The organism is uncultured Gimesia sp., from assembly GCF_963976445.1.
Taxonomy (GTDB): Bacteria; Planctomycetota; Planctomycetia; order Planctomycetales; family Planctomycetaceae; genus Gimesia.
In genome coordinates, this window is sequence record NZ_CAXBKP010000001.1 from 444,993 (window position 1) to 458,542 (window position 13,550).

Genomic DNA, 13,550 nt, shown 5'->3' on the forward strand with positions numbered 1-13,550 from the left:
TGTTAATTGCTACAACACCACAACTCACTGAATTCGGCACGTTTTCTCTGCTTGTTCCGTTTGAACAAAACAGAATCGATTATTCCAGAGATTCAGTCACTTCGATCGAACCATATCGTTCGTCCCTTACACAATATCTAACACGAATGAACGTGCGCTTTGAATCCAGTTTGCCGCTCTTACTATTTAAAATTTCATCTGTTTCTTTCCCTGTAACACTCATGTTTGCGTGATAAGCTTTAAAGAGAGTTTATTTCTTTTTTACGATAGAGGATGATTCATGCCGGGCTCTGGGATTCGGCCATATTCGAGATCTGTTTCAGGAATGTTGTTGCTGCTCACACTGGCAGTCACGGCCTGCTCTGCTCTTGCGCCCAATTCACGCTCGTCCTGGAAACTGACCAATCCACCACCGCTTGATCCTCAGAATCAATCGTCACAGAGCCCTACGGGCACACAGTCTCCTCTATCAAAATCGCGTGAAACGCAACGAGTCACTCCACAGACCATTCAGAAAAGACAACCCGCGACGTCGCGGCCTCAAGAAGATCTGTTTGCCGTCCCGGAATCGGCTGATCGCAGGCAACCACTGCAACCGCAAGATCTGCCCGATGAGATCAAACCACAACCGCGATTGAAGGTGCCCGATCTACAAAGTCGCATTGAGCCGAAGTCGGTCCCGAAACAGTCATCCGGCCCCATGATGACAGCGCCCTCTGCGTCCGGCCCGCTGGAAATGTCCGTCGAAGTCATTCCCAAACGACAACTGGGCAGCGGCGCCACGTTTTATCTGATCATTAAAAACGTCAGTGACCGTTCTGTCAGAAACGTGCTCATGGAATGTGAATTCGATGCCGCCCTGCTCTTTCCCGGCAGACGCGAAAAGAAAATTGGTCAGCGACTGGGAACGTTGCAGCCAGGCGAGTCCAAGGAAATTTCCCTCACGCTCTACAGTGATGCACTCGGCAGTCATTGTTGCCGGTTCCGCGCCATCGCAGACGGGGAAGAGCTGGTCTGGAAATCGGTCTGTGTCGAATATGAAAAGAAACAACTGGACCTGTCTGTCATTGGCCCCTCTGCAAGAACGATCGGCAGCCGCGCCGAATTTATCGTCAAATTATCCAACGTCTCCGATATCGACTTGAATGACATCCAGGTCGACATTTCCTACGATCCTGTTCTGATTCCGCGTGAAGCCTCTATCGGCTCGGAACGCGAAACGGGCCATTTGAAATGGAACCTGGATACCGTCCGCAAAGGGGAAGGAGTTCAGCTACAGGTCGAATTCGAATGCGAAGTCGCCGCCGAACATGCCTGCTTAAGGGTGAATGTCACCAGCCCCGAACTTCCCAACGAACTGGTTTCCGCCTGTTTAAAAGTCACTCCCGCCACAGGCGTCCTGGATGTGCAGGTCCGCGATACGAAAGACCCCATCGCCCGCGGCGAAGAGACCACCTACGAAGTCAGCATCGAAAACCGGGGACTGCAACCCGCGAAAGACATCTCATTCACGGCCAAGATTCCCCGCATGTTCCGTGTCGTCTCTGTCGAAGCCCATCAGGGAAACCAGAAGCTCAATTTGCGACCGCAAGTGACTCAGAATATCTTAACCGTCTCCTCCATCCAAGAGCTGCCAGCAGACGCTTTCCTGCGTTACACCATTCTGGTCAAAGCCATCGGCTCAGGTGATGGAGAATTTGAAGTCACCATCAGTGGTGCCGACGCAGAGAAACTGGATACACGCGTCACCGAAATCACCACCGTCAACCGCTGACACGTGTCTAAAAGAATCAGGGTAAGCCCGAATGAAATTCGGGCCGAGCGCAGCGAGCAGGAAATTTCAGGAAAACGGTACAACCTACGTTGAACTTACCTCACCAGCATGAGGAGCATGAATCGTATAAAAAAACGATCCCGCACTACTTATTCACATGCTCCGGAAAATCACGCTCATACCGTTTCACCAGCGCGTCCATATCCGCGGGCACAATATAAATCTTGCCCCGAATCGTTTTCGTTTCCCCCGGCTGCAAACCACCGAGTCGAAAATCGGCATGCAGACAACGAATTACACCTTGAAACAGTTCCTGGTACGGCTCAAAAGCAGTCGCGAAGATCAAGCTGTCATCCGCGTTATAACAGCCAATCAAACCATTACTGGGAACTTCCCTGCTCAGCGGTCTCGGGTTCACATCCGTTCGGGGAACACCAATCGGGCACCAGACCTGCCCCGGTATGTAGCGTGCTTTGGTCGCCCAGTTCCGGGTCGGCATCATCGCCGGTTTCCCATCCAGAAAGATGAATGACTTTTTAATATAAGCGTATTTGTCATCCGTCGTCGCCTGCCCCAATCCGGCGAAATCGCCCACACGAATACAAGGCTGCGCCCAATGGACCTCGGAACGTCGCTTGGTGGGATTGTGAGTCACGAGTTGAAAATCAACCTCATCCCCTTTCGCCGTAATCGTATGATGTACGGTGATCCCATCCGCGACAGTACACTTCAGCTTTAACACCGTCTGATCGTCGTTCATGGAAAGCGTCTGCGTTTCGTGTTTGACGACCGTATGTTTGCCCCAGTCGGCATCGGTCGAATTCGCACGGCAGTAAGCTTCCAGATAATAGATCGGAATTTTTCCGCCGGGAATGTGATCGCCGTGAATATTGAGCATGTTCTTTTCACGCGAGAGCGTCAGTTTCGGCTTCGCCGTCTGGTTCTCTACTGATTTTTCATCTGCCCACAGACGAGAATCCGATTGTTTCAAACAAACACCGATCACGACTCCCAGCAGCAAAAGCGAATAAGCGAGCGACTTCATCACTTCCTCCGATTCAAATAAAGGTTGATTTGCAGCGACTGAAATCAATGATGTTCTATAATCCAAAGAAAAACAACCGGCATGCATGACACACACCGGTTGTTTGATTGATTCAATCGTTTTGATTTCAAAGACCGCTTACACAAACGGGGTGATGCCGGGCATCGCTACTTTGGGTTCCGGCAGAGACATCGCCATATCGTATTTCTCGGGAGAGAGATCTTCTTTCGAATTCATCGCCTGTTCCCAGGTTAGTGTCTTACCCGTATAAGCCGACATGCGGGCGATAATTCCCATCATTGAACTGTTTGCCATGTATTCGCCGTTGTTAATGACGTCTCCATTTCGCAGAGCTTTATACATTTCGTTGTGTTCCAGCTGATGCATATTGGCACGACGGCGGGCACCCTTCCAGGGATTCTTCCCTTCGATTTGGTATTTCATCAAAGTCGCTGTGCCTTCAGTTCCGGAAACCGTATCAACAAACATGGAACTACAGCCCAGCTGATGCCGCGTGGACGCCAGGAACTTGGTACCGTTCGCATATTCATAGACGGTGCTGAAATGATCATAAATCTGACCATAATCGGGATCAATTCGTGTTTGACGACCGCCAGTACTGTAACAGCGAACGGGATATTCGCCCATGACCCACGATTGTTTATCCAGTTCATGCACGAACTGTTCTGTGTTGAAATCGCCGGAGAGCCAAGTGTGGTAATACCAGTTACGCATCTGATATTCCATGTCCGACCATTCCGGTTTACGTTTGACCATTTTAGCAACGCCACCCAGGTAGCGAATGCTCTGCATTGAAATAATATCGCCGATGCCGCCTGTATGAATTTTTTCGACCATCTGCTGCATACCAGGTTCATACCGCCAGCATAAACCAGAAACGATCGTCAGATTCTTCTGTTTGGCTTCTTTCGTCGTTTTCAGAACGGAACGAATTCCGGGACCATCCACGGCGACCGGTTTTTCACAAAAGACATGCTTGCCGGCATCAATACAGGCTTTCAACTGTTGTGGACGGAAATGAGGAGGCGTCGCCAGAATGACCAGATCCACGCCGGAATCGATCAGTTTTTGATAGGCATCAAAACCAACAAACTTATGTTCGGCATCGACCTTCACCCGATCCTGAACTTCGGTCTTCTTCAGATTCTGATAGCTCCGTTCGAGTTGATCACCAAACGCATCTGCCAGCGCGACCAGCTCAACGTTGGGATCGGCCCGCAATGTTTGAGCGGCGGCTCCCGTGCCTCGTCCGCCACAACCCACCAACCCAACCTTAATCAATTCGTTACTAGCGGCGAACGCGCCTGATGTTAAAGCAGGATTCACAACGAGCCCGGAAGTCGCGAGCGTCGCCAGAGATTGTTTCATAAATTTACGGCGTCCTTGAGACGGCTGTTGTTCAGAGGCGTTTTCGGGCATGGGAAACCTTTCATTCAGAATTATTCAAAGTTTATGTTTCTGGATCAGGAGAGCTTGTTCAATAAAACTCACTACAGGTAGGATGTTTGAGGACAATCATCAAAAGCACTCGCTTCTTAACGATCTTAATTTATTATCAACGCTGCTTCAGGCAAGATCAAGCGCACGATCCATGCGTTCCGAGATATCCTGTAATCTTTGACGATCGCCTCCTTTGACTTCGGCCGTCGCCCAGCCTTGCGTATAACCAATGTCCTGTAACGCCTTTCGCACTGCGGGCCAGTTGCAATCGCCTTCATTGATCTCGACCTGAAAGCCTTTCCACAGGCCTTCTTCCTTCTGTTTTTTGCGGCTGTATTCTTTGATATCCAGCTTCACAATCCGCGGCCCCAGAATGCGAACCCATTGATCAGGCCAGCCAAAACGAACCACATTTCCGACATCAAAATAAACGCCCGCCGCCGGGCTCTCCAGTTCATCAATAAACCGCGCCATCTCAAGCGGGCTCAACAGAAAATTGTTCCACACATTTTCGACCAAAAGCTTGATCCCCTGCTGCTCTGCATAAGGGAGATTTTTCCGCAGCTTGGCCTGCTGCTGCTGATAGACGACATCATACGGATTGTCCTGATCTACGCGGCCCGCGACCACCAGCACACTGGTGCCGCCATAATATTTCGCCTGATCAATCGAATCTTTCAATTCATCGCGGCTGCTGTTTAAAAAGCCATGTACTTGCACGCCCGTCGCATCAATGGCCTTACGCACTTCTTTTGGATTGACCTTCGTGCGATAATGAATTTCCGTACCGGCGAAGCCTGCGTCTTTCAGCATTTTAAATTTATCAAGCACCGATACCTTTTCCGTAATCATCTGGTACTTGACCGCTTTTTTAATTCCGGCAAGCGGCTTGGCGTTAGATGTTTCTGATGCCTTCACAGTCAGCGGGGAGAGTAGACTGCCTGCCACCAGAGACGCAGACGCCTGTTTCAAAAATGTTCTGCGTGAACTCTGATCCTGTAAATCAATGAATCTCCGACCTTGATCCAGCATGTCGCTGCTCCTAAATTTGATTCGTACGGGCCTTTGATCAATGTTTGTTTCGCAATTTAGAACACTCTGATTCCGACGCCAATGCAATTCGTTCTATTTTTCTGAACCCGTTGGCGCTGCTGGATTCTGTTTTTGAGTTATTTTGACTGTCACTTGTCCGGTATTGTCTGCCAGTTCGTCCCACGCATCATTCAACCGGAAATAAAGGGTGCCCGTTACCGGTGCCATCCAGGTCGCGTTGGCCCCCAGCGGATATTCCTGCAAAAATGGACGCATATCGGCCGCATCCTCAGCCGGCTTAATCAACATCAATAGCCGCCCCAGAGGTTGCCCCTTAAAATAACGAAAGCTGATTCCGTCCGCGGTACTCTCCCAAGGCTTTGGCTGCTGTGCCAAAGTAAACTGGCCGTCTGCCGTCACTTCATACGTGTTCCCCTGCTCGACTTCTATTCCACTCGACTGCCAGCCACGATTACTCTGAATCGTCGCGTCCAGAGACAAATCCGGGACCAGCGGTAAGCCGGGTGCAATGGTCAGCGTCGCGCGTTCAAAATCGTAACCATGCTGCAGATTTTTGGCGAACAGTAACCAGGCCGCGTTCAGATCGGAATAGTTACCTTTGATCATGCGGGTAACCCTGCTGGAAAAAGCGGGCCCCTGTAGATGCCGGGCTAGTTCACGAAATGACTTTGCATACTCCGGATGCTTGTCAAAGAACTGGCAGAACGCCCAAGACCACGCATACGCGGTATTATTGCCGACAAAATCATTGGACGTGAACTGCATCACCTCCCGCATTGATTTCGGTGGTGCAGCAAGCACCGCTTCTTCAAGCAGTGAAATCCGCCCTAAACCGCCAAAGTCATTTTTGTCATCAGGCATTACATTGAACTGGATCTTGCCATCCTTGCCAATCGAATGCGTGGCCACCGATTCCGCGATTCCTTCCAGATACCAGACCGGCGCACCGATATTTTCCATAATCATGCTATAGCAGTGCGTGTATTCGTGTAGCATTAAATGCCGCAAATAATAATTTTCACTCTGCGCATCCATCCAGAACTGCGCTCTCAGATGGCGGCCGTTTACGATCTCGGGTAACGCGTCTAAAATCACGCCCGCTTTTTTAAACAGCTCCCGATTCTGCATGATGTAACCGGTCACCTGAAACTCAGTCCCTTCACGATCCGGAGGCAAGGGACCAAAATATTTGACCAGCGACAGATACGCCTGATCGACAATCGCCGGCAGTTGTTTCGCGATTTCGGGATCAATGTCCGTATACAGTTTCAGCCGTGGAGACTCATAACAGTGAATCCCCAATAGCGCTAGCCGTTGATTATTGTGAATCGGCCTGGCATCACTGGGACGATAGATCGTTTCCGGAGCTTTCACAGCAGTCGGCTTCGCCGTTTTTGCTTTGGGATGCGAAGCGGTACCCGCCACTGGCTCTGCTTTTGAAGTCGCCTGCTTCACGGCAGGTTTTTGAGATGCCTTTGTTGAACCGGTCTTCACAGGCGCGGACTCACTGCTGATGACTACCTCTGATTCCACAGGAGCCTGTGGCGCAGAGGAATCAGAACCACAGCCCGTCACCAGGAAACTGATTCCAGCCAACCAGCAAATTATTCGATGCTGACAACAGTCAATCATAGGGAACATATTCTTGTATTGAAGTCTGCGTTTTCGGAACTCGCATGATGTTGAATTCAGGCAATATCATGTATCCTTATTGTGACCGATTTGCCATACAGAGTCGAGTAACCTGATGCGATTCGCGACTGAGTTGATCATTGCCGCCATTTATCGCAAAATGTTTAAAGCAGCATCCTGAAGACGATCGCTGATGAATGTCTGACCAGAAAAACATCCTGCTTCTACTCTTACGCCATAATCAACCTGAATCTATGACTGATTCTGCTCCTTTTTCCTCTGAGGGATCATCTCCATGAGTTCGTTTCGTTACAGCTTGAATGCCAGTACAATTCGTACAACTCCTCTGCTTGACAAAATCCGAATCGCAGCCGAAGCCGGCTATGAGGGAATCGAACTTTGGTTTGATGAAATCGAAGCATTTTTGGCTGAGGGGGGCGAATTAGAAACCGTTTCCGCAGCCATTCAGGAATCAGGCCTGGCGATTCCGACCATGATTATGCTCCGCGACTGGTGGTCTGCCTCGCCTGAAGAATATCCGGCAGTCTTCAATACTTGCCTGGATCGAATCAAACTGGCTGCAAAACTGGGAGCCGAATTTGTGATCTGCTGCCCGCATTTTAAAAAGCCGGATTATGATCTCGGCGCTTTGCGTTATCGAGAACTACTGGAGGCCGGCATCGAAGCGGGTGCGAAACCAGCGGTAGAATTTTTGGGATTCGTCGAAGCGGTCACTAAAATTGAAGATGCACTGCAGATTGTCGAGAAATCGGGTCACCCTGAAGCGACTCTAGTACTTGATCCGTTTCATGTGTTTCGTGGCGGCGGTTCGATGGAAAGCATCGCGCAACTTAAGCCCGAACAGATTGCCATTTCACACTTCAATGACGCCGTGAATACGATCCCCCGTGAAACACAAAAGGACCCCGACCGCGTAATGCCCGGCGATGGTCACATCGATCTGGCGCACTATTGCCAACTCTTAAAACAGATCGGCTATCACAGCTGGCTCTCGATCGAATTATTCCGCGAAGATCTCTGGCAGCAGGATCCACTGGAAGTCGCCAAACGGGGACTCGAACGTATGCAGACCATCGCAGAAAATGCGTGAGTGCTAGATTCAGTCGCGTTGATGGGCGGCGACGAAATCAGCCAGATTCGTCAAGTTATGTATAAAAACACGCGTGTCAATCACGGGAACATTCTCCCGCTTTGCGGTGCGAATGTCTCCCTGTTTGATCCAGGCTCCGCGTGCATTCAACGAATCAATTGCAGATGTCGCTTTTGCCGTTAACGACGGTGTCAACCGCACGCGGCGTGTGGGAAACCGCATTGATGCCAGTCGTTCGGGAGACGCTTTCAACAGACTCCGATAGCGACTATCCAGAGAATCGATACTCGATTTGACAATGAAGCTGTAGTGCGTCGGCATGTCATCCGACTTAAAAGTCAACTGATAATGTTTCGTGAAGTACAACGGGCGATTCGTTTTCAACTCATAAAACCGCGCCAGTCTTCCATCAGGCAATTCAGATTTCTTTAAATAGGCGAGTGCAGATGGAATCGGTTCCAGATACTTTTTCTCTCCCGAATAAATATAAATCTGCATCAACGTCTTAATGATTCCCTGTGACTCACCGCCCGTCACCGCCGGTGGTTCAAATTTGCGTGCCCAGTCTGGTTGCATCTTTTGATTGTACTGTTGAGACCAGGCAGGCTGTGGTTCCGGCATTTGCGCCAGAATAATAAAGTCTCCTGCCTTCAACGCGGCGTCACGATAACGGGAATCACCGTACACATGATGTGCCAGAAACATCAGATCGACCAAGTCCGCAATCGCGTTGTCGTTGAAGGTGTAATAATTCTGATACTTCTTTTTAGGAAACGTGCGCGACCAACTCTCCGGATAGTTGGCTTTCAACACGGGAAATTCTTTTGGATCAGGAAAGCGGGAATAACGTTGAGGCCAACCTCCATTTGGGAATTGTGCCTTCAGAAAAGCATCCAACGCGTACGTCACGGCGCCATGAATCGTTTGATCCTGGAATTTGAGCTCCTGATCCAGCAATATCAAATACCGCAGTGCGGCTTGAGACGTATTATCATCAAAGGTCGTTGTATTCCGCGCCCGCGGCCCCCCGCCATCAATGCGATACTGGGTATTCATCCGATCCTGAAAATCAATATAGTAGGTCCAGCCTCCCGATTTCAATTGTCCCTTAACCAATGCACTCGCTGCGGCTTTGGCTGCTTCCAGCAAGTACGGCTCTCGGGTTTTCTGATACGCGGTCAAAAAGGCTTCGCCCACCGTCGGCGTCCCCGGAGGTTGAACCCAGATTCTCGAATCGGACGCACGCTCTTCACCTTCGCGCTGTGATAAATCTTCACTATATCGCCAGAGATAACCACCATTGGTAGAAACTTCACTGGTGAAAAAGTGAGTGGCTTTTTTCATCGCCTGCTTGGCATCAGTGGGTGTGATCTCTGCTGACTGGCATTGTTCAGAGGTTCCCCAAAAGCAAGTTAAACACAGAATAATCAGGAAACGCATTCTTAGACGAGCAAAAGAAGCAGTCATTGCCGAAAATTCCTTATCAACAGGAAAAGTAGAGGAAGCAAAACCACTCTATCCTACAAAAAGGAGGCATTCAGCGAAAGCAACTATTACTTAATCTCGTTCATAATAGGAGAAGGCACTTTTTCTATCAGGCATTCGCTTGCGTCGAGAGCAAATCTATGTAATGCTCATATCCACCTGAGATATTCCTCTAAGATTATTCCGGAGCAGCGCTTATGTTGGAAGACTATCCTTTTTTGATTTTGGGCATCGGCATCGCCGTTGTCATCGGCATGATTATCTTTCTGAAGATCAATGCGTTTTTGGCGTTGATCACAGCAGCGATGGCCGTCAGCCTGCTGGGTCCCGAATCAGCGGATGGCATTAATCGCATCAAACGCGTTGCCATTGCTTTCGGGGATTCCGTTTCTGGTATTGGAATAGTAATCGCGCTGGCTGCCATTATCGGAAAATGTATGATGGATAGTGGAGCCGCCGACCGGATTGTCAGAACGTTCCTGAATGCGCTCGGTGAAAAAAATGCATCTCTGGCGTTGATGGGAAGTGGGTTTGTTCTCGCCGTTCCTGTCTTCTTTGATACCGTCTTCTACCTGTTAATCCCACTGGCACGTTCGCTGTATCGCAGCACCAAACGCAACTACCTGATGTATATCATGGCGATTGCTGCGGGGGGGGCGATCACGCATACCCTGGTTCCTCCCACGCCGGGCCCTCTGTCGATGGCCGACAATCTCGGAGTCGATTTGGGAAAAATGATTTTCGTCGGCGTACTGGTGGCGTTACCGGCTGCATTTGCTGGCATCTTGTATGCGATGTTTGCCAATCGTATGATGAATATTCCCATGCGAGAGATCGCCGAACATAAAGATCCCGATCCCCTCGAAGAACATGAACTGCCTTCGCTTGCCGTTTCGCTTAGTCCCATCGTCTTACCAGTGTTGATGATCACCGCCAACACACTGGTGAATTCCATGCTCGCCAGTGGTGTCGGCCCGCAAAGTCTGCTGGAAAAGATCAGCCCGTTCACATCCGTCATCGGTGACGCCAACTTTGCACTGTTAGTAGCGACGGCAATCGCGCTCGTGATTCTCTTCCGTCAGCGAAATTTAACTCTGCTCAAATTAGGGGCCACTGTTGAAAATGCGCTGATGAGTGGTGGTGTGATTATTTTGATCACCGCCGGCGGTGGTGCGTTCGGAAAAATGCTGACGGTGGCTCAAATCGGCCCTGCCATTCAGGCTAAGTTTGGCAGTGCGGAAGGGGACGCAACCGGACTCAGTTTTCTGTTTCTGGGATTTGGAATCGCCTCCCTGCTGAAAATCGCGCAGGGTTCCAGTACGGTCGCCATGATCACCACATCCGCCATGCTGGCGTCAATGAACGTGAGTACCGAGATGCTCGGATTTGATCCGGTGTATCTAGCTACGGCAATTGGCGCTGGCTCCTTAGTCGGTTCCTGGATGAATGACAGTGGCTTCTGGATATTCTGTAAGATGAGTGGTCTCACCGAAGAAGAAGCGCTCAAATCATGGACGCCTCTCTTGATTGTGCTCGGTTTTACCAGTCTGGGAACCACCGTACTGCTCTCCATCGTCTGGCCGATGACGTAATTCTTCTTCTCCAGACTAAAACTTTACACTGCCTGCAGTAGTACGTAGTCTGGAGTGAGTGTTTCGTCATCCGTGCCTCACAGTTCCGAACACAGGGAAACCTGATATGAGTCAACTCTTTCCTGCCTATGAAATCATTCCCCTGCCTGACTCTCAATTTTCGTTTCGCGTGCAAGGTAAAGAACGGCTCCGCTGGCACCATGATCCCCAATACTCGCGGCCCTTCTTTTACCCTTTGACTGGCCCCTCCGGGATTCCTTTAACACGCATCGGACACCCGGGCGCTCCCAATCACGATCATCACCGTTCCGTCTGGTTTGCCCATCATCAGGTGCTGGGCATCAATTTCTGGGCGGAAAACACTGACGCTAAAATCATTCAGAAACAGTGGCTTGCGATAGATGAACGCGAAGACGAAGCCATTCTGGCTGTGGAACTGGAATGGTTTGACGGCCATGATCCCCAACCGTTACTACGACAGGAATCGATTTCCGCCATCAGAACCAACGACAAAGACGAACTGTTTCTAGAATTGCAATCAACATTTTATCCGACTTCAGAATCACTCGAATTTCAGAAAACCAATTTTGGATTTCTGGCAGTCAGAGTCGCTAAATCGATTTCGAGTTATTTCGGAGCGGGAACCATCACCAACAGCCATCAACAGGTCGGCGAGAAAAACATCTTCGGGAAGCCGGCAGAGTGGATGGACTATTCAGGGCCCGTCGCCCCCGATGTGAAAGAAGGCATCACCTACTTTTTTCATCCATCCAATCCTGTTGCAGGATCTGGAGATGTCGTCTCGTGGCATGTGCGAGAAGATGGTTGGATGGGAGCCTCACCTTGTATGCATGGACCGCTTGAGACAACCCGCAAAGCCCCACTCACGTTTCGCTTCCTGTTGCAGGCACACGCGGGAGAAATCAATCACGATCAGGCTGAGAAGGTCTTCAAAGATTTTTCTCAGAGTCAGCGATTTCAAATCAAGAAGCCGCTCCAGCGACACACCAGTGCCACGGTGACGAGAGGCGCATAAAACTTGGCTTAGTTTACCAGACCAGTTCAATACCGGCCGTCACACCATCGGCTGAGAATTTTGAATTTTCCTGACGGACTTTCGTTCCTACCGCAGGGTTTGCTGCCGTACGGTCTTCATTGTAATCAATGATATTGAAGGCACGTGAGATCTGCCCGATAAACAGGTAATCGTAACCGACAAAGCAACGCAGGTGCTCAGTCACATTCACTTTCGCATACAGAGTAAGCTGGAATGTTGGTGAAAATTCATTGTTTTTCTGAACAGAAACGAACCGTGGATCTGTGGCCTCAAACAATTGCTCTGTCGCGACCTGATTGGTATTTCGGTTGAAACCAAATGTAAATTTAGGCTCTGCTCCGAGTGAGAATCGACTGTGTTTGAATTCTGCACGAGCACCGATACTGGGACCAAATACGCGATTCTCAGATTTAGAATAGATCGTTGTCGTACGAGGTGTTCCAATTCCACCACCGGAATCAACTCCGATCTGGTTCATTGTTTCTCGCAAACTGATGACACGGAAACCGAATAAAGGTTGCATATGAAACCCTTCACCCGGCAGGAATGGGTCTAAAACATAGTTCACTCCCGTGCCCACCATTTCCGTATTTAAATCTACGGTGTAACTGGTGTCATACACGTTTGTATTTGAGGCCAGTGCCCCATTTACATTAAAATTTGTCACGACGACCAGGTCGTCTGCAATTACTCCATTGTCTTGTGTGGCAAAGATTCTGTCCGTGGGACGATGCGACTCATTCTTGAACAGTCCCCACACATTCCATTCCAGGCTACCATCCGGTAATGGAAATTCGAGTACACCTCGCATACCATTTGTATCCATGGAACGATCATTATAATCCAAGGCGACACCATTACCTCTTCCAATACCAGTTGAGCGATCAAAAACGGGTTCAGGTTCAGTGGGATCTGAAACTCCCAGAATCGGTGCACTCAATAAAACATCATCGGGGCCGTTCATGGACCAGTGAAGATAATCAATGCGTAATCTGGATGTTTGAAAAATATTCTTGATCGATTTGTCAATCGGTGAATCGTAAGTCCACCCGCGATCCGCAGGCAATTGACGAACGAGCGATCTAGAATATGTGTTGACTCCAGAGAGAAACCCCGCGTCATCCACAACTTCTTCGCCCATCATATCTGCATCACCATGCATGATATATTCCGTCGTGCCATCATCGGCTGCTGCTGATTTTTTCTGCCCCACCGGCAATACGGTGAAACTCAGCAACACCAGTAGTGCACTTAGTCTGAATGGAGTAATCAACATTACTTTCCAGGATGTGCGACTCATCGATTAAAACCTTGAAATATTTGGATCAAAACACACTAGA

10 protein-coding genes are annotated in these 13,550 nt (G+C 49.6%); 4 read left to right on the top strand and 6 right to left on the bottom strand.

Annotated features, from left to right (window positions below):
• The first annotated feature begins 325 nt into the window (after nucleotides 1-325).
• Nucleotides 326-1,774 carry a hypothetical protein gene (locus tag AAC022_RS01645; RefSeq protein WP_339727346.1) on the top strand — a complete coding sequence of 483 codons (1,449 nt, stop codon included), beginning with the start codon at nucleotides 326-328 and terminating at the stop codon, nucleotides 1,772-1,774.
• A 145-nt stretch (nucleotides 1,775-1,919) separates the two neighbouring features.
• On the opposite strand, the gene AAC022_RS01650 is transcribed toward AAC022_RS01645, so the two are convergent.
• From AAC022_RS01650 to AAC022_RS01665, 4 genes are all read right to left on the bottom strand, one after another.
• Nucleotides 1,920-2,819 (bottom strand): hypothetical protein, encoded by a 900-nt coding sequence (locus AAC022_RS01650; RefSeq protein WP_339727347.1) that lies wholly within the window; start codon nucleotides 2,817-2,819, stop codon nucleotides 1,920-1,922.
• A gap of 138 nt (nucleotides 2,820-2,957) precedes the next feature.
• On the bottom strand, nucleotides 2,958-4,259 hold the full coding sequence (locus AAC022_RS01655; protein WP_339727349.1) for a Gfo/Idh/MocA family oxidoreductase: 1,302 nt from the start codon (nucleotides 4,257-4,259) through the stop codon (nucleotides 2,958-2,960).
• A 147-nt stretch (nucleotides 4,260-4,406) separates the two neighbouring features.
• Complete coding sequence (locus AAC022_RS01660; protein WP_339727351.1) at nucleotides 4,407-5,312, bottom strand: sugar phosphate isomerase/epimerase family protein; 906 nt, start codon at nucleotides 5,310-5,312, stop codon at nucleotides 4,407-4,409.
• A 93-nt stretch (nucleotides 5,313-5,405) separates the two neighbouring features.
• Nucleotides 5,406-6,965: a hypothetical protein gene (locus tag AAC022_RS01665; RefSeq protein WP_339727353.1), complete on the bottom strand. Its 1,560-nt coding sequence runs from the start codon at nucleotides 6,963-6,965 to the stop codon at nucleotides 5,406-5,408.
• 295 nt (nucleotides 6,966-7,260) lie between these two features.
• Here AAC022_RS01665 and AAC022_RS01670 point away from each other — a divergent pair, with 295 nt between their 5' ends.
• Nucleotides 7,261-8,076 carry a sugar phosphate isomerase/epimerase family protein gene (locus AAC022_RS01670; RefSeq protein ID WP_339727355.1) on the top strand — a complete coding sequence of 272 codons (816 nt, stop codon included), beginning with the start codon at nucleotides 7,261-7,263 and terminating at the stop codon, nucleotides 8,074-8,076.
• Between the two features lie 9 nt (nucleotides 8,077-8,085).
• On the opposite strand, the gene AAC022_RS01675 is transcribed toward AAC022_RS01670, so the two are convergent.
• Nucleotides 8,086-9,543 (bottom strand): pectate lyase, encoded by a 1,458-nt coding sequence (locus AAC022_RS01675; RefSeq protein ID WP_339727357.1) that lies wholly within the window; start codon nucleotides 9,541-9,543, stop codon nucleotides 8,086-8,088.
• Between the two features lie 215 nt (nucleotides 9,544-9,758).
• Between AAC022_RS01675 and AAC022_RS01680 the strand changes: the two genes are divergently transcribed.
• The gene (locus AAC022_RS01680) at nucleotides 9,759-11,153 is read left to right on the top strand and encodes an SLC13 family permease (protein ID WP_339727359.1); all 1,395 of its coding nucleotides are present in this window, start codon (nucleotides 9,759-9,761) and stop codon (nucleotides 11,151-11,153) included.
• 106 nt (nucleotides 11,154-11,259) lie between these two features.
• Complete coding sequence (locus tag AAC022_RS01685) at nucleotides 11,260-12,189, top strand: PmoA family protein (RefSeq protein ID WP_339727361.1); 930 nt, start codon at nucleotides 11,260-11,262, stop codon at nucleotides 12,187-12,189.
• A gap of 13 nt (nucleotides 12,190-12,202) precedes the next feature.
• On the opposite strand, the gene AAC022_RS01690 is transcribed toward AAC022_RS01685, so the two are convergent.
• The gene (locus tag AAC022_RS01690) at nucleotides 12,203-13,510 is read right to left on the bottom strand and encodes a BBP7 family outer membrane beta-barrel protein (RefSeq protein WP_339727362.1); all 1,308 of its coding nucleotides are present in this window, start codon (nucleotides 13,508-13,510) and stop codon (nucleotides 12,203-12,205) included.
• Between the last annotated feature and the right edge of the window lie 40 nt (nucleotides 13,511-13,550).

Bases quoted from the DNA above. Each gene is read 5' to 3' on its own strand.
- AAC022_RS01645 (WP_339727346.1), top strand. From the start codon at position 326: ATGTTGTTGCTGCTCACACTGGCAGTCACGGCCTGCTCTGCTCTTGCG.
- AAC022_RS01650 (WP_339727347.1), bottom strand. From the start codon at position 2,819: ATGAAGTCGCTCGCTTATTCGCTTTTGCTGCTGGGAGTCGTGATCGGT.
- AAC022_RS01655 (WP_339727349.1), bottom strand. From the start codon at position 4,259: ATGCCCGAAAACGCCTCTGAACAACAGCCGTCTCAAGGACGCCGTAAA.
- AAC022_RS01660 (WP_339727351.1), bottom strand. From the start codon at position 5,312: ATGCTGGATCAAGGTCGGAGATTCATTGATTTACAGGATCAGAGTTCA.
- AAC022_RS01665 (WP_339727353.1), bottom strand. From the start codon at position 6,965: ATGATTGACTGTTGTCAGCATCGAATAATTTGCTGGTTGGCTGGAATC.
- AAC022_RS01670 (WP_339727355.1), top strand. From the start codon at position 7,261: ATGAGTTCGTTTCGTTACAGCTTGAATGCCAGTACAATTCGTACAACT.
- AAC022_RS01675 (WP_339727357.1), bottom strand. From the start codon at position 9,543: ATGACTGCTTCTTTTGCTCGTCTAAGAATGCGTTTCCTGATTATTCTG.
- AAC022_RS01680 (WP_339727359.1), top strand. From the start codon at position 9,759: ATGTTGGAAGACTATCCTTTTTTGATTTTGGGCATCGGCATCGCCGTT.
- AAC022_RS01685 (WP_339727361.1), top strand. From the start codon at position 11,260: ATGAGTCAACTCTTTCCTGCCTATGAAATCATTCCCCTGCCTGACTCT.
- AAC022_RS01690 (WP_339727362.1), bottom strand. From the start codon at position 13,510: ATGAGTCGCACATCCTGGAAAGTAATGTTGATTACTCCATTCAGACTA.